This window comes from Gibbsiella dentisursi (assembly GCF_039539505.1).
GTDB lineage: Bacteria > Pseudomonadota > Gammaproteobacteria > Enterobacterales > Enterobacteriaceae > Gibbsiella > Gibbsiella quercinecans.
Genome location: NZ_BAABDG010000002.1, coordinates 331330 through 355497, shown reverse-complemented (window position 1 = coordinate 355497; position 24168 = coordinate 331330). Strand labels below are relative to the sequence as shown.

Annotated in this window: 23 protein-coding genes; 7 read left to right on the top strand and 16 right to left on the bottom strand. The window is 58.4% G+C overall.

Going from position 1 to position 24168, the window contains the following annotated elements; genetic code table 11:
* Positions 1-2: 2 nt before the first annotated feature.
* From ABFX35_RS02035 to ABFX35_RS02025, 3 genes are all read right to left on the bottom strand, one after another.
* A complete protein-coding gene (locus ABFX35_RS02035; protein WP_095845503.1) occupies positions 3-554 on the bottom strand; it encodes a flavodoxin family protein in 552 nt (183 codons plus the stop codon).
* 627 nt (positions 555-1181) lie between these two features.
* Positions 1182-1343 carry a hypothetical protein gene (locus ABFX35_RS02030; protein WP_279023917.1) on the bottom strand — a complete coding sequence of 54 codons (162 nt, stop codon included), beginning with the start codon at positions 1341-1343 and terminating at the stop codon, positions 1182-1184.
* A gap of 185 nt (positions 1344-1528) precedes the next feature.
* Positions 1529-1726: a hypothetical protein gene (locus tag ABFX35_RS02025; protein ID WP_121525268.1), complete on the bottom strand. Its 198-nt coding sequence runs from the start codon at positions 1724-1726 to the stop codon at positions 1529-1531.
* Between the two features lie 1129 nt (positions 1727-2855).
* On the opposite strand from ABFX35_RS02025, the gene ABFX35_RS02020 reads away from it, so the two are divergent.
* Positions 2856-3959 (top strand): glycerol dehydrogenase, encoded by a 1104-nt coding sequence (locus tag ABFX35_RS02020; RefSeq protein WP_346078876.1) that lies wholly within the window; start codon positions 2856-2858, stop codon positions 3957-3959.
* A gap of 75 nt (positions 3960-4034) precedes the next feature.
* Here ABFX35_RS02020 and ABFX35_RS02015 read toward each other — a convergent pair whose 3' ends face one another.
* From ABFX35_RS02015 to ABFX35_RS01985, 7 genes are all read right to left on the bottom strand, one after another.
* Positions 4035-4349, bottom strand: coding sequence for a Dabb family protein (locus tag ABFX35_RS02015; RefSeq protein WP_279023915.1), 315 nt, complete (start codon positions 4347-4349; stop codon positions 4035-4037).
* Between the two features lie 63 nt (positions 4350-4412).
* Positions 4413-6017 carry an ABC transporter ATP-binding protein gene (locus ABFX35_RS02010; RefSeq protein WP_346078874.1) on the bottom strand — a complete coding sequence of 535 codons (1605 nt, stop codon included), beginning with the start codon at positions 6015-6017 and terminating at the stop codon, positions 4413-4415.
* A gap of 9 nt (positions 6018-6026) precedes the next feature.
* The gene (locus ABFX35_RS02005; RefSeq protein ID WP_095845507.1) at positions 6027-6830 is read right to left on the bottom strand and encodes an ABC transporter permease; all 804 of its coding nucleotides are present in this window, start codon (positions 6828-6830) and stop codon (positions 6027-6029) included.
* 47 nt (positions 6831-6877) lie between these two features.
* Positions 6878-7867 (bottom strand): ABC transporter permease, encoded by a 990-nt coding sequence (locus ABFX35_RS02000; protein ID WP_346078872.1) that lies wholly within the window; start codon positions 7865-7867, stop codon positions 6878-6880.
* Between the two features lie 6 nt (positions 7868-7873).
* Positions 7874-9415 carry an ABC transporter substrate-binding protein gene (locus ABFX35_RS01995; RefSeq protein WP_279023912.1) on the bottom strand — a complete coding sequence of 514 codons (1542 nt, stop codon included), beginning with the start codon at positions 9413-9415 and terminating at the stop codon, positions 7874-7876.
* Positions 9416-9485: 70 nt separating this feature from the next.
* The gene (locus ABFX35_RS01990) at positions 9486-10379 is read right to left on the bottom strand and encodes a homocysteine S-methyltransferase family protein (protein ID WP_346078869.1); all 894 of its coding nucleotides are present in this window, start codon (positions 10377-10379) and stop codon (positions 9486-9488) included.
* A 160-nt stretch (positions 10380-10539) separates the two neighbouring features.
* Entirely contained in the window at positions 10540-10905 is a 366-nt protein-coding gene (locus tag ABFX35_RS01985; RefSeq protein WP_346078867.1) for a VOC family protein, read from the bottom strand.
* Between the two features lie 226 nt (positions 10906-11131).
* Between ABFX35_RS01985 and ABFX35_RS01980 the strand changes: the two genes are divergently transcribed.
* Complete coding sequence (locus ABFX35_RS01980; protein WP_428832179.1) at positions 11132-12043, top strand: alpha/beta hydrolase; 912 nt, start codon at positions 11132-11134, stop codon at positions 12041-12043.
* A gap of 9 nt (positions 12044-12052) precedes the next feature.
* Here ABFX35_RS01980 and ABFX35_RS01975 read toward each other — a convergent pair whose 3' ends face one another.
* Positions 12053-12454, bottom strand: a complete 402-nt coding sequence (locus ABFX35_RS01975; protein ID WP_121555587.1) for a nuclear transport factor 2 family protein — start codon at positions 12452-12454, stop codon at positions 12053-12055.
* Between the two features lie 167 nt (positions 12455-12621).
* Between ABFX35_RS01975 and ABFX35_RS01970 the strand changes: the two genes are divergently transcribed.
* The 4 genes from ABFX35_RS01970 to ABFX35_RS01955 are packed head-to-tail and all read left to right on the top strand — an operon-like array spanning position 12622 to position 18378.
* The gene (locus tag ABFX35_RS01970; protein ID WP_346078864.1) at positions 12622-13806 is read left to right on the top strand and encodes an ABC transporter substrate-binding protein; all 1185 of its coding nucleotides are present in this window, start codon (positions 12622-12624) and stop codon (positions 13804-13806) included.
* A 20-nt stretch (positions 13807-13826) separates the two neighbouring features.
* Positions 13827-14690: a branched-chain amino acid ABC transporter permease gene (locus tag ABFX35_RS01965; RefSeq protein WP_279027864.1), complete on the top strand. Its 864-nt coding sequence runs from the start codon at positions 13827-13829 to the stop codon at positions 14688-14690.
* Positions 14690-17170, top strand: a complete 2481-nt coding sequence (locus ABFX35_RS01960; RefSeq protein ID WP_346078861.1) for a branched-chain amino acid ABC transporter ATP-binding protein/permease — start codon at positions 14690-14692, stop codon at positions 17168-17170. The genes ABFX35_RS01965 and ABFX35_RS01960 overlap by 1 nt, the downstream gene beginning before the upstream one ends.
* A complete protein-coding gene (locus tag ABFX35_RS01955) occupies positions 17167-18378 on the top strand; it encodes an amidohydrolase family protein (protein ID WP_279027858.1) in 1212 nt (403 codons plus the stop codon). The genes ABFX35_RS01960 and ABFX35_RS01955 overlap by 4 nt, the downstream gene beginning before the upstream one ends.
* Here ABFX35_RS01955 and ABFX35_RS01950 read toward each other — a convergent pair.
* The 3 genes from ABFX35_RS01950 to ABFX35_RS01940 form a co-directional block, all read right to left on the bottom strand.
* Positions 18367-19077, bottom strand: coding sequence for a GntR family transcriptional regulator (locus ABFX35_RS01950; protein ID WP_279027856.1), 711 nt, complete (start codon positions 19075-19077; stop codon positions 18367-18369). The two genes, ABFX35_RS01955 and ABFX35_RS01950, sit on opposite strands and share 12 nt — an antisense overlap.
* A gap of 88 nt (positions 19078-19165) precedes the next feature.
* Positions 19166-19624, bottom strand: a complete 459-nt coding sequence (locus tag ABFX35_RS01945; RefSeq protein WP_346078858.1) for a GNAT family N-acetyltransferase — start codon at positions 19622-19624, stop codon at positions 19166-19168.
* Between the two features lie 37 nt (positions 19625-19661).
* Positions 19662-20876, bottom strand: a complete 1215-nt coding sequence (locus ABFX35_RS01940) for an alpha/beta fold hydrolase (protein ID WP_346078856.1) — start codon at positions 20874-20876, stop codon at positions 19662-19664.
* A gap of 111 nt (positions 20877-20987) precedes the next feature.
* On the opposite strand from ABFX35_RS01940, the gene ABFX35_RS01935 reads away from it, so the two are divergent.
* Positions 20988-21833 carry a LysR family transcriptional regulator gene (locus ABFX35_RS01935; RefSeq protein WP_346078854.1) on the top strand — a complete coding sequence of 282 codons (846 nt, stop codon included), beginning with the start codon at positions 20988-20990 and terminating at the stop codon, positions 21831-21833.
* Positions 21834-21836: 3 nt separating this feature from the next.
* Here the strand turns inward: ABFX35_RS01935 and ABFX35_RS01930 are convergent, their stop codons facing one another.
* Positions 21837-23078, bottom strand: a complete 1242-nt coding sequence (locus tag ABFX35_RS01930; protein ID WP_346078852.1) for a DUF1835 domain-containing protein — start codon at positions 23076-23078, stop codon at positions 21837-21839.
* Positions 23079-23227: 149 nt separating this feature from the next.
* Entirely contained in the window at positions 23228-24133 is a 906-nt protein-coding gene (locus ABFX35_RS01925) for a LysR substrate-binding domain-containing protein (RefSeq protein ID WP_346078850.1), read from the bottom strand.
* Between the last annotated feature and the right edge of the window lie 35 nt (positions 24134-24168).

Below are 24168 nucleotides of genomic sequence, written 5' to 3'. Positions count from 1 at the left end.
TATTAGGCCAGTTTTGCGGCTACCGCCGCAATGCGCTGCCCATATAGCGTAGCGGTTTCCAAATCGCCGGTCAGCATTTCATCCACACTGGCATCCGCCGGGGTTTGCGCCAGCAGGCCAACCGAGCCCCCCAGGTTGTTGACGTCGGTACGCTGCGCCGCCTTGGTATTAGCCGGCAGCAGCCCCAGGCTGACCCACAGCCCACCGTGCTGTGAAGCCAGCGTCTGCAGCGCAATCAGCGTCACCTGCTTATCACCGTTCAAACTGGCGCTGTTGGTAAAGCCGCCGAACACTTTATCTTTCCACTTACCGGCAAACCAGGCTTTGGAACTGGCATCGGCAAACTTCTTGAATTGCCACGACGGGCCGCCCATATACGTTGGCGAGCCGAAAATAATGGCATCGGCTTCATCCAGCGTTTGCCAGGCCTGTTCACTGATGTTGCCTTCCGGATCGATGGCGATCAGTTCAGCACCCGCGCCCTCTGCCACCGTTTTTGCCAGACGTTCCGTGTGGCCGTAGCCGGAATGATAAATAACCACAGTCTTAGCCATAATATACTCCTGAAGTTGAATTACCGCAGCGGGCGCATGGCCCGCTATCGAGTGGGTTCTCTACCCTAAATAATTCGAGTTACAGGCCAACAATGCCAACACACCTACAACTTGAAGTATGACGGGTACCTAATAATCTAGTGCGTTCCGCCCTTGGGTAACAGCAATTCATCGGGCTCAATGATAAAAAGTGCCCTTCGGCCTGCTGGCTCTGCGGCTCACCGCAGTAATGGGTAAAAAAAATCCCGCTCACGGCGGGATAAAGGATGGGAATGAATAATACGCTACAGGAAGGAATAAGGAGTAACACACAACATCATCGGGTAGGACTACCCTACCAAGGTGAGTGTATAGATTTGTCATCATCAGGTAAGTTTGCCTGGCCAGATGTAACCTTGAATTCAAACACGCTAAACCGCAGCGCAGTACCACATATTATCCACGGGGTTAAAATCCATAGTGGCGGAACGCACCGAAACATAAGCCATTTTACCCGCGTGTAAACATCAGCAACATGTGGCACGCATTTCTGGCAAAACAACCCGGCCATTGGCGATGATTTAACAGAAATAGGAAATCGCCAAACCAACCGCGTTTTTATCCGGGCTGAGGTTATTCCTATTTCAGTTAGGCAGCAGGAGGAATTCTTGTGTCGCCAGAGGCCAGCAGATATTCTGCAATGGTCGCATCCGGGCCCGCAATGCCCTTTTGTGACCACCTTTGTAACGTTTTAGCTAAACATTCCGCCGCCTGATAACAGGCGGCTTTTTTCATGCCCGGATAAAACATAAAACCCCGGCCATGGCCGGGGTGAAGTGCGACATCGGTTACCACGTGCAATAATACAACGGCGAACATCGGCAATAATTACAAACAATCATAACGACAAAAAAACCGAAAGTTCATCGGATTGCCATCTTTAGGTAATAAAAGCACTTGCGCATGGTCAGATGCAGATATTTAAATGGAATTAATTAACCATATAAACATGGGAAAACTTTAGGTAAATCAGAGCTTGCCAGCCTGACTTCGCTTTCCGGGTGAATATTGTAAGAACCATCCCCCCATTTAACGCCATATTGGGAAGCACTTTCAGAGCGTATCACATTAATAACCTGGCCTTTCTTATTCTCTGAAATAAGCTTAACGATACTGCCAACAGGATATTTCATACCTAAACCTCCAAATAGTGTTGCAAAGCTATCAAGGGATTAAGAAATACCGACGACGACACTACCCACCGCGAACTAAAGCGCAGTAGCGCCCGGCCACGGTATAAAAAATATATTAACGCTGACGGAGGTTGTCAACTCTGGATAAATGGATTTAAATTATTTTAAAATCAGTCAATTACATAATTTCCGTGATCCAGTTAACGCTTAATATTTCGTCTTCCAGGCGGTTCCTGGCGGCAATGACCGCCCCACCCCGGCCAAATGTACGCAAAACATCTGCATCGCCATTGCCCTGGCAATATGCCGCACAGCGGCCGGATCTTAAGCAATGATATGAACCTGGCGGCAACCGTGGATCACCACACCGGCAACCCACGCGCTAGCCGCAAACCATGGGGAACACATCAACCCGCACTCACCCCCAGGGAAAGGGCGAAGAGCCGCTCAAATAGGATATAACCCCAACAAACACGACCAACACCACCAGAGTAATAAAAAATAATCTCACGTTCTCCAACCTTTTCGGCCTAACGGCACATTTTTTCGGCTTGCTGATTGCCCATCATCACAAACAAACTTCCCACCCGCACAGTGGGATATGCTTTATTTTCACCGCAACGCAGCGTATTCACAACGGCCGCCGCCAGCATAATAAAGTGACATAAGTGACAAAAATGAACCACTAAAACGGCTTTTTCATCTGGGCTTCTGCGAGGTGCCCTAGCGATCTTCTCACGCATCACTGGTGATAGCTATACCAAAATGCCCCGCAGCCGATCAATAGCGACCATGGAAAAAACCATGTTAATTCATTAAGATAATTAATATTATCATGATAAGCCCTGGCCCGAGCCAACCCCATAGAACCATTACTCTGGGGGAGCCAACTCCGCCGCAGAGTACAATAAAAGCCCAATCAGGAAATCAACTGGACAAGAACAAAAAAATAATCTTATTTTTTTATATTATAATCCTATACAAATACTGTCCTTCATATCAAAATAACTTAAGGGAAAGGCTAAATTGAGCCAGATCAATTCAGGCCCGACTTTCATTTGATTAGCAAGCATTCAAATATCTATAGTATTTTTAAAAATCTAGTACAAGACGAAAAAAGGAATAATCCGTGTCCAATCATCGCTCAATATCATCCCCCAAGAAATTTATCATCGCAAAAGATCTCCTACTGGATCCCAGTGCATATATTCATGACTTCGGCAATAAAGCGCTTATTGTTTGCGACGTTTTCTTTCTGGATACCGTCAATACAACGACTAAATTCAATCTACAAAAAAACAATGTCGGCAGCGTTATAGAAAAATTCGCAGGTGAATGTACGCAGAAAGAAGTCGATCGCCTGTGTGAAATACGAGAAAAAAATAGTTGTGATGTTATTGTCGGCATCGGCGGCGGGAAAACACTGGATGCAGCAAAAGCCGTTGCTTACCAACATAAAAAACCCGTCATCATCGTTCCAACCATCGCTTCCACTGATGCCCCATGCACCGCGCTATCCGTGCTATATAAAGAAAACGGTGAATTTGATAAATATCTGTTCCTGCCGGAAAACCCGGATGCCGTATTAGCCGATCCAAACGTATTGGTTAAAGCGCCGGCGCGCTTTTTCTCTGCCGGCATCGGCGATGCCTTGGCCACCTACTTTGAAGCCCGCGCCTGCTACAACGCCGACGGCCTGAACCTGATCCTGAGAAAACCGTCCGCGACCGGCCTGGCTATCTCCAAGCTGTGCTTTGATCTGCTGAAAGCCAACGTCGAGCAGGCGATGATCTCCGTGGAAAATAAAGTCAGCTCGCCGGCTTTCGAAGCTTGCCTGGAAGCCACCATCTACGCCAGCGGCGTGGGCGCTGAATCCGGCGGCCTGGCCGCGGCCCATGCGGTGAACAACGGTATGTCCGTGGTGCCGGAATTACACCGGGCTCAGCACGGCGAAAAAGTGGTGTTCGGTCTGTTAACCCAACTGGTGCTGGAAAACACGCCGAAAGAAGAGCTGGAAGAAGTCATTAATATCATCAAAATCGCCAAACTGCCGCTGTGCCTGGAAGACTTCGGCCTGAAGGAATGGAAAGAAGAAGACTGGCGTGCCGTTGCGCAAGTTGCCTGCGCCGAAGGTGACACCATGGGTAACATGGTAAGAAAAGTCACGGCGAACGACGTCTATGACGCAATGAAAGTGGCTGACTCACTGGGTAAATATTATCGCGATAAATAAACCGTTAAATACCTGAACCGGTTTACTACGCAAAAGCGGCCCTACGGCCGCTTTTCTATTTATTATTGCCCCTTGTTAACTCACGCTGTTCGGCAATACCGGGTAATCAAAGACGATAATATCGCTCAGCAATGGCCGGAAGATCTCTTTTAAAGCATCATGCTGCGGGTGCGGTAAATAGCGTTCGCGCGTCTGCTCATCGCGGAAAGTCATCACCACACAGTGGCTAAAGCCGGCATTTTTCCCTTCAGGGCTGTCATTGTTCCCCCACTCAACGGCCAATATCCCGTCGATATGCTCGGGCATATGCAAAAACGCCTGTTTTAGCCTTGCGATTTCGCTCGCTGGGGCATCATCCTTAAAGGTAATCAACAAAATATGGCGTATCATTTATAAACTCCTATCGCAATTCCCTGTGCCAAGGATACGCCGTTGTAAACGGCGTTTCATCCCTCACTCCACAGGCACCGCTTCAGCCAGTTTCTCCTGCAGCCAGCCAGCGCGCATCTCCGGCACCGCGTGCAATAAGGTGTAGGTGTAATTATCCAGTGGCGGTGTGAACACCCGATCCAGTTCCCCCCGGCGCACGATATCGCCGTGGCGTAGCACAATCACCTCATCGGCAATCGCCCGCACCACGTTCAGATCGTGAGTGATAAACAGCAAGGCAATGCCCGTTTCCTGCTGAATGGATTTCAACAACGCCAACACATCGCGCCCAACCAGCGGATCCAACGCGGAAGTGGGCTCATCACAGACGATCACCTGCGGCTCAACGGCCAGCGCGCGGGCGATACACACACGCTGTTTTTGCCCGCCGGAAAGGTGGCCGGGATAACGTTCTGCCAATTCGGCAGGTAAGCCAACCTGTTGCAAGAGGCGGTGGATACGCGCCCGGCGCTCATCGGCAGGCAGTGCCGTCAGGCACTGCATCGAACGCTCAATTTGCTGACCAATGGTCAAACACGGATTCAGGGCCGTATCCGGGTGCTGATGGATCATCTGTATCGCGCCAAGCTGCTGCCGGCTACGCTTCGCCAGCGAGGCCGGCAGTGGCTTCCCTTCCAGCGTCACCGCCCCATGCTGCGCCGTCGCCAGGCCGCAGATCACCCGACCAATCGTCGACTTACCGGCGCCGGATTCGCCGATCAGCGCCAGCGTACGCCCACGCCCGAGCGCCAGCGAGATATCTTGCAAGATCGGCTGCTGGTTGTACTGCAACGACACATCCTTCACTTCCAACACCGGCACGGCGGCCGGGCGCGGCACGTGAACATCGCCATAAGTATGCAGCAACTCACGCGTATAGGCCGCTTGCGGCGCGGCCAACAGCGCAGCGGTACTCCCCACTTCAACCTGCTTACCGTAGCGCAGTACCATAATCCGCTGGGAGACCTGCGTCACCACCGCCAGATCGTGGCTGATATAAATCGCCGCCACGCCGTTTTGGCGGATCACCGCATCAATGGCGCGCAGCACTTCAAGCTGGGTGGTAACATCCAGCGCGGTGGTCGGTTCGTCAAAAATGATCAGATCCGGCCCGGCGCAGATGCTCATGGCGATCATCGCGCGCTGCAGCTGGCCGCCGGAAACCTGGTGCGGATAACGGTGGAAGAAGACTGCCGGCTCCGGCAGCAACAGTTGCTCAAATAGCGTGATGGCGCGCGCTATCGCCTGTTGGCGGTTGAATATGCCGTGGCGCAGCGCGCTTTCAATCACCTGCTCGCCAATCTTTTTCGCCGGGTTAAACGCCGCCGAGGCTGACTGCGCCACATAGGCGATTCGGCTGCCGCGCAGTTTGCGCAGTTGGCGCTCTGGCATTCTCGCCAGATCCCGTCCCTCAAACAGGATGCGCCCGCCAGTGATGTTCATCCCCTGGCGGCAATGGCCCAGGATCGCCTGGCCAATGGTCGATTTGCCAGCGCCGGATTCGCCAATCAGCCCCAGCACCTGCCCCTTGTTCAGGGTGAACGAAATGTTGTCTACCAGTACGGCATCGCCCGCGCAAACCTGCAGTTGATCAACCTGCAGCAAGGGGAAAGAAGAAAGTGTACTCATCGCGGGCTCCTACCAACTGCGGCTATGGCGGCTGAGCAACCAGTCCGCCACGCTGTTCAAACAAATGGCCAGCAGCGCAATGGCCGCACCGGGTAGCAACGCCGCCCACACGCCGAATAAAATGCCGTCTTTATTATCCCGCGCCAGCCCGCCCCAATCCGCCGTCGGCGGCTGAATGCCCAGGCCAAGGAACGACAACGAGGAAAGGAACAGCAGCACAAAAATAAAGCGCAGCGCAAATTCGGCGATCAGGGTAGTGAATGCGTTGGGCAAAATCTCGCGCCACAGGATCCAGCTCACCGAATCCCCACGCAGGCGCGCCACTTCAATAAACTCCTGTGAAGAAATGTCCACTGCCAGCGAGCGCGCCACGCGCAGCACGCGGGTGGATTCCAACACGCCCAGCACCAGGATAATCATCGGGATGGTTTTCGGCAGCAGCGCCAACACCACTAACGCCAGAATCAGCGTTGGGATCGCCATTAAAATATCGTTAAGACGTGAAATGAGCTGATCGACCCAGCCACGGCAGAAACCCGCCAGGAAACCCAGCAGAGTACCAAGAACGAACGCCAGCAGCGTGGCAAGCGCGCTGACGCCCAGCGACGTTTGCGTGCCCCATACCAGGCGCGAAAACAGATCGCGCCCAAGATTGTCGGTGCCTAACCAATACTGGGCCGATATGCCCTCCCAGGCGCCGCCGACCACCTGATCGGCGCTATAGGGCGCGATCCAGGGGGCGCAAAGCGCCACCAAAATAAACAGCAGCATACCCAGCATGCCGGGAATGGCGGATAACTTCAGGCTAAACATCCAAAGGTATTCCTTGTTTCTTAAACATATCGGGGCCGCCGATGCCCTTAACGGCCATGCAGTAAGCGCGGGTTGGCAACCAGCGCCACCACGTCTGCCAGCAAATTAAGCAGAATGTAAATTGCCGCTAAAAGCAGCGCACAGTCCTGGATCACCGGGATGTCACGCTTGCTGATGCTGTCGACCATATACTGGCCAAGGCCGGGATAGACAAATACGTTCTCGACGATCACCACGCCCACCATCAGGTAGGCCAGGTTCAACACGATCACGTTAATGATCGGCCCCCAGGCGTTGGGCAATACGTGGCGAAACAGGATCGCAGAAGAAGAGAGCCCTTTCATCAAGGCAGTATCCACATAGGCGGCGTTCTGTGCATTCACCAGCGCCGCACGCGTCATATTGCTCATATGCCCCAGCACCGCCAGGATCAACGTCAGGCACGGCAGCGCTATCGCCAGCAGCCGCTGGCCGAGCGGCATGCCTTCAGAGATACTGCCGTTGCTCGGCAGCCAGAACAGCGTGATGGAAAAGACCAGTATCAACAGGTAGCCAGAGAAAAACTCCGGCAGCGACACCGCCGTGCGGGTAAACAAGCTCAGAACCCGATCCAGCCAGCGGCCCTGGTAGCGGGCGCAAAGAAAGCCAATCACCAGCGACAGCGGCACCGCCACCAGCGCCGTGAAAAACGCCAGCGACAGGCTGTTGCCCAAGCGTTCGAGCAGCACCGGGCCAATCGCTTCGCGCGTGGTGAAACTGTGGCCGAAATCCCCTTGCAGCACGCCGGCAAGCCAGCTTAGATAGCGCTGCATCGCCGGTTGATCCAACCCCAACTGCTGATTCAGCGCCGCCACCGCCTGCGGCGTGGCGGTCTGCCCGAGAATCGCAGTCGCCGCGTTGCCGGGCAACAGTTGAATGCCGGCGAAGATCAGCAGTGAAACCACCAGCAGCATCACCACACCGGCCAGCAAACGCTGGCCGATCAGCTTAAACAGTACCAGGCGCAGGCCCCCATTTAATGTGGCTGAATTATCCATCGGCCGTTACGCCAACCAGACTTTTTCCGCAGCACGGTTGCCACTCATGGTGAACCCCGGAATAGCGGTAAAGCCTTTTACTTTGTTGCTGGAGGCGTCCAACGAATCGGCATACAACGGGATGATCTCACTGCCTTTCTCTACCAGCATCAGTTGAATATCGTGGTAGATCTGGCGGCGTTTCTGCTCATCCTGTTCGCCGCGCGCCGCGACCACCAGTTGATCGAATGCCGGCTCTTTCCACTGCGATTCGTTCCATGGGGCGTTGCTGGTAAATACCAGCGACAACAATGCATCCGCCGTAGGCCGCATCGACCAGTTGGAAGAGACGAAGGTTTTCTTCATCCACACGTTATCCCAGAAGGCGTCGTCCGGCACCCGTTCCACGTTAAGGGGGATCCCGGCGCGTTTGGCGGAAGCCTGGTAAAGCTGGCCGGCATCCACGGCGCCGGGGAAGCCAGCTTCCGCCACGGAGAGCGTCAGCGGGCCGCTGAAGCCGGTTTTCTGCCAGTGGAATTTGGCCTTTTCCGGATCGTACGGGCGCTGCGGAATATCTTTGGCGAAATACGGGCTGGACGGGAAGATCGGGTTATCGTTGGCCAGGGTGCCGTAACCGCCCAGCACGGTCTGGATCATCTGCTGGCGATCGATGGCATATTTCAGCGCCAACCGGCCATCCAGCGTATTGAACGGCGCGGCCGTCGCCAGGCCGGGGAAGGTGAAAATCTGGCTGTCGCGCGAACGCAGCAGTTGGATCGACGGCATGTTTTTCAGCCGGCCGACGATACGCGGGTTAACGCGGTTAATGATATGCACCGAACCGCTGACCAGCGCAGCAACCCGCGCGGTAGAATCGGACATCGCCAGGGTTTCAACCGAATCGACGTGGCCATGGGCGCTATTCCAGTGGTTTGGATTACGTTTGGTCAGTGTGCGCACGCCGGGTTTGAAGCTTTCCAGAATGAAGGCGCCGGTACCGATGCCCTTATCGAAGCTTTCATTTTCCGGCGTAATCACGAAGTGCACATCGCTCAGCAACGCAATGAACTCCACGTTCGGCTCCTGCAGCTTGATCGTCACCTGGTGAGTATCGGTCGCCGTGATCGATACCACAGGCTCCAGATAACCTTTAACCGAGGAGCTGGAATCCTTCGCGCGGTGGTGGTTCAGTGAATAAATAACGTCTTTGGCGCCCAGCGTACGGCCATCATGGAACGCCACGCCTTTGCGAAGGTTGAGGATCCAGGTACGGCTGCCATCCTGCGTTTCCCAGGATTCCGCCAGCGACGGCACGATCTTGCCCTGCTCATCAACGTCAACCAGGCAGTTGAACAACTGCGAGCCGACAACGTACATGTAAGACTCGAACCAAAACGCCGGATCGAGCCGATCGGTTGTCGAACCGTTATCCATACCGATGACCAGGTGGCCGCCCTTTTTCGGCGTGCCCGCGGCGTCTTGTGCCCATGCTGAAGAGAGTGGCCAACTGCTAAAGGCCGCCGCCGCCGCAACGGCGCCCGTGGTTTTTAAAAAATGACGACGATTCATAATGTTGTTTTTCCTGGGTTTTGTTTTTATGCCCTGGGTTAACCACAGGGGGATTTTATTTTTCTTTTGGTTATTTCAATGCATGCGCCAGCGCCGCAATATGCTCCGGGCCAATGCCGCAACAACCGCCCACCAGCGTGGCCCCGGCCTGCTGCCATTCGCGCGCCCACTGCAGGTAGCCTTGCGGATGGGTATCTTTACGCAACGCGCTCAGGCCCTGGTTGGCGCCCCCGCCGTTGCTGCCCCCTTCAAAGGCATTGGCGTAAACGCCAATGCCCGCCGTGGCGCCCAGCCGTGCCAGGGTTTCATGAGCCTGCCGCACCGCAGAAAGCATCACTTCCGGGTGGCTGCAGTTAAACAACACGTTCTGCGCCCCCAGCCGGATAGCCGCAGCAACCGCATCCGTAACGCGTTCACCCGAGCGCAATACGCTGTCTGGTTTTACATCATTAATATCGTCATGCAGGCTGAAAGAGAGCCAAAGCGGCTGTGGGCTGCCTTGCAATAGCGCCTGAATGGCCTCGGCTTCGGCAATGGAACTGATGGTTTCGCCCAGCCAAAGATCGACATACGGTGCCTGGGCAGCGATAAGCACCCGATGGATGGCCTGTGCTTTGTCCCGTTCAAACAGATCGGGGCGATAAGACCCTAGCGCGGGCGGCAACGATCCCGCTACACGCACCGGCACTGCCGCCGCTTCACGCGCCAACTGGCCAGCCAGCGCTGCCAGGCGTTGCCCATCCTGCTGGAAACGTGCTTCGCCAATGTGAAAAGGCACCACGGCATAGCTGTTGGTGGTTATCACTTCAGCACCGGCATTGATAAAGCTTTGGTGGACTTCTCGCACCCGTTCCGGCGCTTCATACAGCGCCAGCGCCGACCATTCCGGCTGGCGGAAAGGCGCGCCAATACGCGCTAACTCACGCCCCATACCACCATCGAGTATGGTTATCGAACTTCCCATTGGATAGACCCCGATCGCATAAGACTTTCTGTATGCTACACGGGTTTACGGCTATATGTCTAGACGGCTAAGCGAGTATAAATCGCCGAAGGCCAAATGGGCGCATACGATTGATCACTCCCCTTTACGCCAGCCACAGTGCGCGCCGCGCATCAGCGTCTCAGGCCGTTTGCACCGCAATGCGGTTGCCTTCGCTATCAGTGATCTCTGCAACAAATCCGGCGGCGCCGATCGCGGTTTTCGGAAACAGCGTTTCACTTCCCAACGCCGCCGCTTTCGCCAGAACATCATCAATATCGGCAACGCTGAAATAGACAACCGCGCCCTCCCTGCTTGGCACGTAGGCGTCGCCCTGGGCCAGCGCCCCGCTGGCACCGTCCTTGCCCTCCTCGAAGGGGAAATAGGCCATTTGGCTACCGTGGATCGCCACCACTTCCCCCAGCCGGATGCCGAACACCGTACTGTAAAAATGAATGGCCCGCTTGAGCCGGGCTACGGGTATTTCGACATGTGCAATAATATTCATTTACTGGCCCCTTTATGCATTAGCGTGTGGTACCGCTGCGCTTATCCGGGCTGGGGCAGCGGCGCTCACGCACGATAGCAAGACACAACCGAGTATACCCAAGCGCTGAATATAAACTAAACAATGCTATACGCCTGGCACGGCTAACCGTTGCATCCCGCCGTTATCTATCGTCGGCTTGGCATGGTTTGATGCCGTGTTAGCAAATCGGGGGAAGCAAAACGTGATGGATCGCCGTCAGTTTATCGCCGGTTCGGCTGGCGCACTTTTCGTACTGCGGATGGGAACAGGCTTCGCGCAGCCGCCGGTGGCGCCCGGCAAACCGATGACGCTGCCCTTATGGCCTGCGGTGCCGCCCGGCGGCGGCGGCCCCACCGGCGGTGAACGTTGGTCGGCCAACGGGGCGTTGAGCCATGTAGCGCACCCGTCCCTGGCGGTTTTCCAACCGGCAAGGCCGAATGGGCATGCCGTGCTTATCGCTGCCGGCGGCGGATACAAGCGCATGGAGATGGCGAAAGAGGCATGGCCCGCCGCCGTTTGGCTGATGAATCTGGGGTATACGGCGTATGTTTTGAGTTACCGTCTGCCGGGGGAAGGTTGGCACGATGGCAACCGGGTTGCGCTGCAGGATGCGCAGCGCGCGCTGCGTATTGTCCGCAGCCGCGAGAAGCACCTAACAGTGCTTGGTTTCTCTGCCGGCGGGCATCTGCTGGGGCTGGCCGCCTGCCGCCCGGATTACCCAAGCTACCCGGCACAGGATGTGCTGGACGACACCCCGGCTTACGCCGATCGCGCGGCGTTGATCTACCCGATCATCACCCTTGAACGGCCCTATACCCACAGCGCAACGCACAAACTGCTGGCTGGCCCACATGCTACGGATGCCGTCAATGCGCAGTGGTCAGTGCAAAATTTTGTCACACCGCGCACGCCGCCGATGTTCCTGGTGCAAGCCGAAGACGATAAAGTTTCCAACCCGGCGAATACCTTGATCATGGCCGCCGCCTGCCGGCGTGAGCATGTGCCGGTAGCATTATACCGCTACGCAACCGGCGGGCATGGCTTTGGCATGGGCCGGCCCGGCACCCCTACCGTGGCCTGGCCCACGCACTATAAAACCTGGCTCCACGCCGGCTAAGGCGGGCCGCTACTCACCCTGTGCGATTTCCGGCGCCAGAATCCACTCGGCGCTGTCGTTCCACACGTCCATTTTAACGATCTTGCCGCCGCGAACTTCATAGCGATCCAGATAGCGGTTGCCGGCAAACGGGCGGCCGTCCGGCCATTCGCCATACAGCGTACCGTTGGAATACACCACGACGTGATCGCCGCGATCCATCCAGTCAAACTGCCCAACACGTTTTTTCACCCATTTATAGCGTGCGCCGTTAAAGTCGGTGATACCTTGGGTGGTGGGCATTTCACGCTTGCCGGTAAAAGTGATTTTAACCTGTGGGTGCATGTAGGTCGCGGCGCGCACCGCATCGGGGGCCATCGAAGCCTCCAGAAAGCCTTTTACAATCTCAACGGCGTTTTCAATCTCAGACATAAGCACTCCTGTGTTATCGCTGCACTACTTTGACGCGTCAGCACCAAAATGGCGCAACTTCGCGGTAATTAGGCGCCGTTTGGCGCGGCTTTTCAGCAATATCAAACTGGCACTCAAATTGCTAGAAATAATATGAAAAATAGCTAGCAATCCACCTGAGGTGCAACATGTTCGGAAAATCACGCCTGAAAAACTGGCGCCTGCGCACTGCGGCAGCCACCCTGTTTACACTGATGTCAGCCGGCGCTCTGGCGGCGGAAGAACCGATTAAAGTCGGCCTGGTGGCGGCGCTCACCGGCCAGTCGGCCAAGTCTGGTGAAGCGCTGACGCGCGGCCTGACCATCGCCATCGACGAAATCAACGCTGCGGGGGGCGTAAAAGGCCGCCCGTTGGCGCTGGTGCGCCGCGATGACGAAAGCAATCCCAGTAAAGGCATGCTGGCGGCGCGCGAACTGATCCAGCGCGAGAAAGTGGCGGTGCTGTTTGGCGGGCTGGATACGCCGGTATCGCTGGCGATTGTGCCGTTAGCCAATCAGTTGAAAATGCCGTTCGTCGGCATTTGGGCGGCGGGCACCGGCATCACCCAAAACGGGGCGAAACAAAACTATGTGTTCCGCGTCTCGGCGGTGGATGAGCTGGTGGACGAAGCGCTGGTGGAATACGGCATCAGCAAGAAAGGCATGAAAAAACCGGGCATGATCCTGGTGAACAACCCGTGGGGCGAATCCAACGAGAAAGGCTTCCGTACCGCGTTGCAAAAGCGCAACCTGCCGATCGCCGGCGTTGAGCGTATCGAAGACAGCGATGTCGATCTGGTGCCGCAGTTAACCCGGCTGAAAAATGCCGGCGCCGATGCCTTATTGATGGTCGGCAACGTGGGCCCTTCCGCCCAGGTGGTGAAATCGCTGCATAAAATGAACTGGCAGGTGCCGGTGGTTTCCCATTGGGGACCAGCGGGCGGGCGCTTTAGCGAGCTGGCCGGGCCGGGGGCCGATCGCGTGACCTTCATCCAAACCTTTGTCTTTACCGAACACAACTCCGCCAAGGCCGAACGGGTGCTGACGGCGCTGAAAACCAAATACCCGCAGATCAAAAGCCTGGCCGACGTTACCCCCGCCGTGGGCATCGCTAATGCCTATGACGCCATGCACCTGACCGCCATGGCGATGAACAACGCCGGCAGCCTGGACGGCACGGCGGTGCGCGACGGTTTCTACGCCATTAAGGATTACGCCGGCCTGATTAAGCACTACACGCAACCCTTCAGCCCAGAACAGCACGATGCCCTGGGGCCAAAAGACTATGTTTTCGCCCATTTCGTCGGCGAGCAGATCGTCCCGGTTAACGAGTAACCCACGCGAGGAACCTGACCATGTGGAGCACTGCCCTGACCACCGGCCTGAGCCTCGGCAGCATGTATGCGCTGCTGGCGCTCGGCTTTCATATCACCTGGATTGTGTCGCGCACGCTTAACTTCGCACAGGGCAGTGCGATGATGGTCGGCGCCACGCTCGGCTACACGCTAAGCGTCAGTTGGGGCTGGCCGCTGTGGCTGGCGCTGCCCGCCACATTGCTGTGCTGCGCGCTGTACGGCATGTTGATCGAGCGCCTGCTGGTGCGCCCGTTTGTCGCGCGCAATTCAGACGCCTGGCTGATGGCGACGGTGGCGGGCGGCATCCTGGTGGATAACCTGGCGATGTTCACCTTCGGTAAAGAGCCGCGCCAGTTCCCGGTGACCGACGTCAACTTCACACTGTTCGGCAGCCAGCTGTCGCTGATTAACCTGCTGATCCCGCTCACCGGCCTGGTGATTGTGGTGGCGCTGACGCTGGTGCGCCGCTATAGCCGCCTGGGCAAAGTGCTGGAGGCCACGGTGCAAAACCCGCGCGCCGCACAGTTGATGGGCATTCGCGTCAACACCGTGGTGGCCGTGGCCTTTGCCCTCTCCACGCTGTTCGCCGCGCTGGCCGGGCTGCTGATTGCGCCGCTGTTTAATATCCACAGCGACATGGGCACGTTGTTTGGCCTGAAAGCCTTTGCCGTGGCGATCCTGGGCGGCCTGGCCAGCAGCAGCGGCATCTGGATCGCCGGGCTGCTGTTTGGCCTTAGCGAAGCGCTGGTCACGCTGTGGTTTGGCTCCGCCTTTACGCAGATTTTCACCTTCTCGCTGGTGATCCTGGCGCTGGCGCTGCGCCCCGACGGGCTGTTTGGTAAAAAAATGAGGGTGAAAGTGTAATGCAACGTTTTCCTGTCAATACGGTGGCCCTGGCGCTGCTTGGCGTGATCGCCCTGCTACTGCCCTTTTTCCTCGGCAGCTATGCGCTGCTGGTGTTTTCACTGTTTGCGCTTGGCGTCACCACCGTCGCCGGCCTGAATATTTTGCTTGGGCTGAGCGGCCAGGTTTCCTTCGGCCATATCGCGTTTTATGCGCTGGGGGCTTATATTTCCGCCGGGCTGACCCTGGCCGGGCTGCCGCTCGGCATAGCGATGCTGGCGGCAATGCTGGCGTGCGGCCTGATCGGCGGCCTGCTGGCGATCCCAGCGCTGCGCGTGAGCGGCCCCTTCCTGGCGATGATCACCATCGCTTTTGCACTGGTCGTGCGCCATGTGTTGATCGAATGGCGCGATGTGACCGGTGGTTCTAACGGCCTGATGGGCATCCCGATGCCTGAATTCGGCGGGCTCGATCCGGCCATCGGCCTGGCGGTCTGCTGCGGCCTGCTGATGATGGCGGCGCTGTGCGGCTTCGCCCGCCTGCAGCATAGCCAATGGGGGCTGGCGATGCGCGCAGTGAAAGCCAGCGAAATCGCCGCGCGTTCGCTGGGCTTTAACCCCGTGGTGAGCAAAACTCTCGCCTTTACCCTTTCCGCCATGTTGACCAGCGCCGCCGGCGCCCTGGTGGCACCGCTGATGATGTTCATCAACCCGGATTCCTTCCCTTTTTCGCAGTCGATACTGTTTATTCTCGCCGTCGTCATCGGCGGCAGCGGCACGCTGTTAGGGCCAGTGCTGGGAGCGCTGTTGATCGTGGTGCTGCCGGAACTGTTGTCCTCATTTGCCGAATACCGGTTGCTGATCTTCGCCATGCTGTTGCTGGTGGTACTGTGGCTGGCTCCGCGCGGGCTGCTGGGCACTCTGAGCCGCTGGCTGGCGAAACCGCCGGTGGCATTGGCGCCGCAAACGCCGGACGCCGCCCTGCTGCAACGCCATTTCAGCCACAGCGACCAGCCGCTGCTGAAGGTGGAAAATATCGGTATCCGCTTCGGCGGCGTGCAGGCGGCGAAGGACGTCAGTTTTAGCGTGCGCGGCGGGGAAGTGCTGGGGCTGATCGGCCCCAACGGCGCCGGGAAAACCACCGTACTGAATATGATCAGCGGCTTTTACCGCGCCGACAGCGGCAGCATTCAGTTGCAACGGGAACTGCGCGGGCTGGCCGCCTGGCGGGTCGCCCGCAACGGCATCGCCCGTACCTATCAAACCACCCAGCTATTCAGCGGCATGAGCGTGCTGGAAAACCTGTTAGTGGCCCAGCAACGCGGCAGGCAGGGGTTGCCGTGGCGGCGCCCGGCCGCCGAGGCCCATGATATTGCGCTCGCGCTGCTGGCGTTGGTGGGTTACCGCGGTTCGGTACATACCCCGGCGGAAGATCTGCCGCACGTCGATCGTCGGCTGGTAGAGATCGCCCGCGCACTGGCGCTTAACCCAGCGCTGCTGCTGCTTGATGAACCGGCGGCGGGCCTGAGCCGGGAAGAAACCGACGCACTGATCCCACTGCTGCGCCGGCTGGCAAGCTTTGGGCTGGCGATAATCGTCGTCGAGCACGATATGGCGCTGGTCATGGCAGTGAGCGATCGGCTGCAGGTACTGGACGCCGGCAAACCACTGGCGCACGGCGCACCCGCCGAAGTGCAGCGCAATCCGGCCGTCGTGGCGGCCTACCTCGGCGGCACCGACTACCGCGGTAAACCGCGCCAGCGGGCGCTGTATTCCGATGGCCAGCCAGGGCTGGTAGTGAACCAACTGACGCTGGATTACGGCGCCGCGCCGGTGGTGCGCGACGTCAGTTTCAGCGTCAATCCGGGGGAAACGGTCGCGATCCTCGGCGCCAACGGCGCCGGCAAATCCACCATTCTGCAAACCCTCGCCGGCCTGCATCCGGCGCGCAGCGGCGCGATTTATCTGCACGACCATTCAATCAAAGAGCTGAACGCCAGCCAGATTGCCGCCCGCGGCCTGGCATTGGTGCCGGAAGGGCGGCAGCTATTCCCGCAAATGACGGTGCTGGATAACCTGCTGATCGGCCAGCATGCCTGTGCCGAAAGACACGATCCGCAGGCGGAGATCGAAAAGGTGCTGACACGCTTCCCGCGCCTGCGTGAGCGGCTACACAGCCCGGCAGGGCTGCTTTCCGGCGGTGAGCAGCAGATGGTGGCGATCGGCCGCGGCCTGATGTCGCGCCCATCGATCCTGCTGCTGGACGAGCCGAGCCTTGGCCTCTCGCCGGCGATGATCGGCGAGCTGTACGATGCGCTGGCGGCGCTGCGCGATGAGGGCGTTACGCTGTTGCTGGTGGATCAGATGGCCAACCTGGCGCTGACCATCGCCGATCGGGCGCTGGTGCTGGAATCGGGCGTCGTGGTGAAAGCCGGCCGCGCCAGGGATCTGTTGGCGCAGGCGGATCTGGCCGACGCCTGGCTGGGAGCTGCGAACGCATGAAACACCTTAAGATAATGAACGCGCGCCTGGCGAACCAGCCTGGGCTGCACAGCCTGTTGATTGAGGACGGGCGTTTTGTCGCCGCCCTGGCGGCGCCGGCCGAAACGCTGGATCTGCAAGGCGCGCTGGTGCTGCCCGGCCTGATCGAAACCCATATCCACCTGGATAAAGCCTGTATTATCGATCGCTGCCGCCAACAGGAGGGCACGCTGGCGGAAGCCATCCGCGAAACGGCGCGCGCCAAGACGGATTTCAGCGAGCAAGATGTCTATCAACGCGGGGCCAAAGTGCTGGAAATGGCGATTATGCAAGGCACCAGCCACATGCGCACCCATATCGAGATCGATCCGGTGATTGGCCTGACGGGCTTTAACGCCATTCGCCGTCTGCAGGCCGACTACGCCTGGGCGATTGATCTGCAACTGTGCGTGTTCCCGCAGGAGGGGATGCTCAATAACCCTGGCACCGAAGCGCTACTGTGCGAGGCGCTGGCCGGCGGGGCGGATCTGTTGGGCGGCTGCCCCTACACCGACAGCGATCCGATCGGGCAGATCCGGCGGCTGTTTGCGCTGGCGGCGCAGTACGATGTCGATCTGGATTTCCACCTCGATTTTGATCTTTTGCCGGAAAACCGATTAATCGATGAGGTGATCAGCCAAACGCGCCGTTGGCGGCGCGGCGGGCGCGTTACCGCCGGGCACGTCACCAAGCTGGCGCTGCTGGAACAAGATGCGCTGCGGGCGCTGGGCGCTGAACTGGCGCTGGCCGGGGTGCAGATCACCGCCCTGCCGGCCACCGATCTGTTCCTCACCGCGCGCGATCGCTTTGCGCTCAAACCGCGCGGCGTGGCGCCGGTAGATGAACTGGATAGCCTTGGCGTTGTCTGTTCGCTTTCCACCAACAATATCGCCAACCCGTTCACGCCGTTTGGCGATGCATCGCTGGTGCGGCAGGCCAACCTGTTCGCCAACGTCCGCCAGCTCGGCACCCAGGCGGATCTGCTGCGCTGCCTGTCGTGGATCTCGGGCCAGGCAGCACGGCTGCTGCGCCTAAAGGATTACGGGTTAACGCCCGGCTGCCAGGCAGATTTTGTGGTGTTTGACGCCGAACGCGCCGATCAGGTGGTGGCGGAGATCGCCGCACCCAGAATGGGCTTTAAACGCGGGCGCCAGACCTTCCACCGCCCGCGCGCCGCGCTACTTCGCTAGGCTTGCTTCAGCATTCAGCGCCTGGCGCAGCGACATTGCGCCAGCCGCTGGATCCAGCTCCAGCGCCAGTTCCGCCTCCAGCTCATTTAAATGCGCCAGCATGATCCGCTGCGCCTCTTCCACCTTGCCGGCCGCTAGCGCCGCCACAATCGCGCCGTGTTCCGCGCATTGGCAGGCCGGCGTATCGTTGCGCTGATAAAGCGCGACAATCAGCGAACTGCGCACCATCAGGTTGGCAAGGATTTCCCCCAGCACTTTATTGCCGCTGACCCTGGCCAGCAGCAGGTGAAAGGCGCTGAGCTCGCGCACGATGTCCCGGCGATCCTGCCGCTGCGCCGCTGCGCGTTCCGCCTGCTGCTGGGCGGCGATCTCGTCACTAAACTGCGCGATACGCTCCGGCGTGATAGAGGCCACAATCGCACTTTCAATGGCGCGGCGGGCAATGAAAATCTCACGCGCCTCCCGCGCCTCTGGCTGCGCCACCATCGCGCCGCGGTTCGGCTCAATGGTGACAATATGCAGCAACGCCAAGCGCTGCAACGCGGCCTGCACATGGTTGCGGTTGGCATTCAGAGCTTCGACAATCTGCGCTTCCACCAACCGGGCACCGGGCTTTAGCCGGTGCTGAGCAATAGCAACCGACAGCGCCTCAACGATACGTTGTACTTCACGCTGTTTTGCGGTGGCAACCTGACTCATCCTTACCTCAATCTGGCCTGATAGATAGCCGCTACTATAACATCTAACCCGGCACCGCCTCACTACAGAACAGCCGGCACCGCGATCGTCACGTCACCACCGTGGGCGCATGCGCCAAACGCATATGCAACAAGGGAAAGGGCTTGCCCAAGCTATCCAGGGGCGAACGGCCAACCACAACAAACCCCTGGCGTTGGTAGAAGCCGATGGCCTGTGGGTTCTGTTCATTCACATCCAGTTCGCTGATGCCCCATTGCGCAATCGCATACTGCAATAACTGCTTGCCAACCCCCTGCCCGCGCGCCTGTGGCGCAACGAACAGCATTTCAACCTTGCAGCCTGAAACGCCGATAAACCCCAACATCGCATTTGCGGCGTTCTTGCAAACGCGCAGTTCAAGCGCGCAAAGATAATCATGACGAATGCGCGGTCGCAGCCAGGCGATGTCCGCTGCCTGCAAAAAATCGTGAGTGACGCTGACAGACGCTTCCCAGAGATCCGCCAACGCATCAAACTCGCTTTCCTGTGCGGTGAAAATACTCGTCATTTGTCGTCATCCCTCAGATAAACATGCCGCCAGGCGTTCAGCGCCCCGTGATGGCGGCCAGCAACGCCTGCGGTTGCTCGACCGGGATTGAATGCCCGGCATCGGGGACTAAAAGATGCTCGGCCGCGGGGATCAGGCTGGCGATCTCAAGCCCAAGCTCGGCCGGCGTAGCCCGATCCTGGCCGCCAGATAACACCACGGTGGGCGCGCAAATGGCGCCGATCAGCGGCCGTATATCCCGGCGCTGGATAACCGCAGCGCGCAGCGCGGCAGCCAAACCTTCAGGATCCTGCGCCATCATGTTTGCCAACTCCTGCTGCGCCGCTTGTGGATGCGCGGCCAACCAGGCTCCCGCCGCCTTCATCCCCTGAATCTCCTTAAACATCGCCAGGCGCTCGGCATCGCTTCCCAGCAAGGCCTGTTCACGCCGATGCCATGCGGGAATACGTTCTGGGTATTCTTCCCGCGCGCTGGTATTCACCAACACCAAGCGTTCAACCAATGCGGGATGCCTGGCGGCAAGACGCATCGCAATCATTCCCCCCTGGCTGTGGCCGATCCAGGTAGCGTGCTTAATGCCCTGCTCTTGCAGCCACAATGCCAAATCATCAGCAATAAGGTCAAGATCAAGCCCGGTGCGCCAGCCCGTAGCGCCATGGCCGGGCATATCAAAGGCGATGCAACGATAATTCCCCTGCAACGTGGCAATCTGCTGCGCCCAGAATGAACGATCCAGAAACAGACCGTGCAGGAATATCAGCGCCGGGCCCTGACCTACGTCTTCCCAGCCATAATGCATTTGGTTAATGGCTACCGACCTGGCAGGCGACGCGCTTGCATGAGCCTGTGCCAGCAACAGCGAATCTTCAAAAATTTGGTAGCGGGCAATCCGCTGCTCACGGACGGTGAAGCGGATGGCATAGTCACTGTCGACGATGGCGCTACTGGCCATAACGCGGTGACGAAACCGCCCCAGCGCGATCACGTCGCTTCCCGCATCGAGCAAACGTTCGACACTAAAAGCCAACGGTGTGAAGCCCAGAGGGAAACGGGCGATCCAGCCACGGATTTGCGCATGCCCGCGCAAAATACCCACGGTGGTCACGGCCGGATCGCCATCAATGTGCCAGACGGCGTCTTGGTGCACGCAGGCCATGGCGCGCTCAACGTCGCCTTGGCCGAAGGCCGCCAGGTAGCGGCGAACGGTTGCAACGGCTTCAGTATCATGGGGCTGGGTCTTGGCAGTGTTCATGGCGTTCCTTTAAGAAAAATGAATGGGTTATCTTCACGGCCAAAATAAACCTTTCCTCGTTTTCTTAGAATGGAATATAAGTGAGAATCGAATTCCAATTATGGAAAGCCTATGAACTGGGATGACCTACGCTATTTTTCAGCCGTGATGCAGCACGGTGGCCTCAGCGGCGCGGCGCGTGTTTTAGGCGTGAGCGCCCAAACCGTCGGGCGCAGGATCACGATCCTGGAAGCGGAAATCGGCACCACCCTATTTGTGCGGCACCCGACCGGTTATCACCCCACCACCGACGCCTTCGCCTTTTCCGCTGAAGCCGAAAAAGTGGAGGCAGCGATGGTCATGCTGCAGGCCAACTTCAGCGCCCGCGCAGAAAACCTGACAGGCCCGGTGCGGCTGGCGGCCCCCGAAATGATCGCCGTCGAGCTGTTGCTGCCCGCGCTGCAACCTTTCCTCCAGTTGCACCCATCCCTTGAGCTTGAGTTGATCACAGGTATCGTGCCGGTGGGCATAGCCCGGGGCGATGCCGATATTGCGCTGCGGTTGGTGAGGCCGGAGCAAGGGGCATTAACCATCAGGCAGATAGGTTCTATGGCCAGTGGACTCTATGCCGCGCCCGGTGCTTCCAGCGATCTGGAAACGGCCCGGCTGATTGGCTGGGATGCCGCGATTGATTTGCCCGCCGCTCGCTGGCTGCGCCGGGTAACCGGCAGGGAGCCAGATATACGTCTTACCAGCCTTGCGGCGCACCGGGCGGCAATTAGCGCGGGAATTGGGATTGGTGTGCTCCCTCAGTTTTTGGCCGATGGCCTTATCAGGATTGAAGCACCGGCGTTGCCAATCGAACCTTTATGGCTGCTCACCCATGCCACCGAAACCACAACGCCGCGCATCAAGGCGATTTACGATGAGATAGTGCGGATTATCACGCTAAATGGCGCGAAAATCCGCGGCAAATAAGGATTACGATTCGCGCCAGACCGGGGAAATTTCGGTGTCAATCGCCCAGTGCGCTTGGCGTGGCGCGATGCATACCCCACCCACCCAGCGCGCCTGCGAGGCATAATCCGGCCAGTATGCCTGGCCTTTCACTACCGCCAGCCCCAATTCGGTCAGCGTTAATCGCCGCGCGGGCCATTCACGCTGCGGATCGGCCTCTATCAGCAGGGGTTCATCCGCATCAATCAGCGGCCGGATCAAGGCATGGAACATTAAATCGCCTAAATAAGGCAGCGGATCCCGCTCTGCGTTAAGCACGGCGAAAACGTTACCGAATGCCACTGGGCCGGCCTGATGGATGTAGTGCAACGCCAAGCGTTCCGTTAGCGACAGCCCATCCTGAATGTACGGTAGCTCTTGTAATTGCCGCAGCAAAGCCGGGGCAAGCAAAGGTAGCGCCGCATGGGGCTGGTGCGCAAGCGCCGCCAGTTGCACCGGCGATGCGCTGCAATACGCGGCCCACGCCTGGCAGGCCAAACGGTGCGCTGCAGCCCCAATGGGCCTGCGCTGCGGCCACAGCCAGGCCAGCACATCGGGGGAAAGCTGGCCGATGCCAATAAAGCGCTCAACCCCCGGCACGTGGTTTATTTCAATCAACTCCAGCTTTTGCGGCAGCCGTTTCAGGCTGGCCAACACCCGGATCAGGAACAGTTGATCGTAGGCATCCGCTTCACACCACAAGATGGCGTTGGCACTGTGCGCCAGATTTTCCAGGCACTGGTATTCGTTATCAAAACGCGACGTGACCTCGGCCTTTGCGATACCAAAGGCACGGCTGATGTATTCAGTGCGCTGCGCCCGGTATTGCGCAAAGGGCAGATCCTGCACCGGCCCCATGCAGAAAGGATCGGTCAGCGTTTGGAATTCCCCATGGAAACCGGCAATCCGTAGCGCGTGTTCGATATCATTGCCGCAGCGCCAGTGCACAGTATGCGCTTCGTTGTCCGCGGCGAAACTAGGATGGCGGGCAGCGAAATCGAGCGCCTCTACGTGCGCTTTTAATTTGGGCCAACTGCTAAAGCCAAGGCCGCGGGCGATCAGCCACTGGGCGCCCGACAGGGTGAGAGCAGCGGAGGGATTGAGGCGCTGAAGCAAGGCCAATTCATCAGGCGCAGCGCCTTGTTTTAACCGACGCAGCAGTGCCTTCGCGCGTTTGCGTTGTTGCTCAAGGTTGATGTGGCCATTGTCGATGTGTGATGCAGACATACGAGCTCCTTATCATTACCTTATCCGCATTCAGGTAGGGAGTCGTAAGATACGCTGTGGGCAAACAATCCTGGGCGTAGCCCTTTCCGCAGATGGCGGCGCAGATCACGCCAGCCGTGAGTATAACTATTAAGAAATGGGCGCGCAATCTATACGCCTTGGGCCATCGCCAGCAGCCACGCCAGCAGTTGCCGCCCGCCGGGCAGCTCAAGGCTACCTGGCGGCCAGGCGACAAAATAAGGTTTGCTAAGCGGCAGGCTCAGGCTATCGAGCACCACCAATTGGCCACTTTTCAGCGCCGGGCCGATCAGCCGCCGCTGCCCAAGCAACAGGCCGTGGCCCTGGATTGCCGCATCAATGGCCAGCGAGGTGAGATTAAAGGTCAGATGCCGGCGCCCGCCAGGCGCGGCGATCCCTCGGGCCTGGCACCACTCGCGCCAGTTGGGCAAAAAGCGCCCGTCCTGCCCCCAGTCAAGATGAATCAGCGGCGCCGTAGCCAGGCCGGCCAGGCCATTGATGGCGGCCGCCAGCGCCGGGCTGCCCACCGGCAACACCTCATCCTGAAACAGCTGGCGCTTTTCCAGTTGGGGGTACTGATGCGCGCCGAAGCAAATAACAAAGTTCGCCGACATGGCGTTGAAATCCACATGGGCGTGGGTGGCGTGCAGCGCCAGATCCACCTCTGGGCAATAGTGTTCCCAGCTTGCCAGGCCGGGCAGCAGCCACAGCGAAGCCAGCGCCGGCAGGCAGTACAGCGCAAGCCGCTGCGCCTGGCGCTCCGCATTCAGGTTATGCTGCCCCAGTTGCAGGATCTCGAACGCCTCTTTCACATAGCGCAGGTATTCTTTGCCCGCCTCGGTCAGTTTCACGCCGCTGCGAGTGCGCACAAACAGCGTGACGTGCAGTTGTTCCTCCAATAACCGAATTTGCTGGCTCACCGCCGCGGGAGTTAACGCCAGCAGCGCCGCCGCTTTCGCCAGGCTCCCTGCTTCCGCCGCCACCTGAAAGGCCTGGATGCTGTTCATTTTCGGCAATTTGGGCTGCACGGGCGGCATATAACTTTCCTTTTGTTAGCGTTAAGAAATTTTTG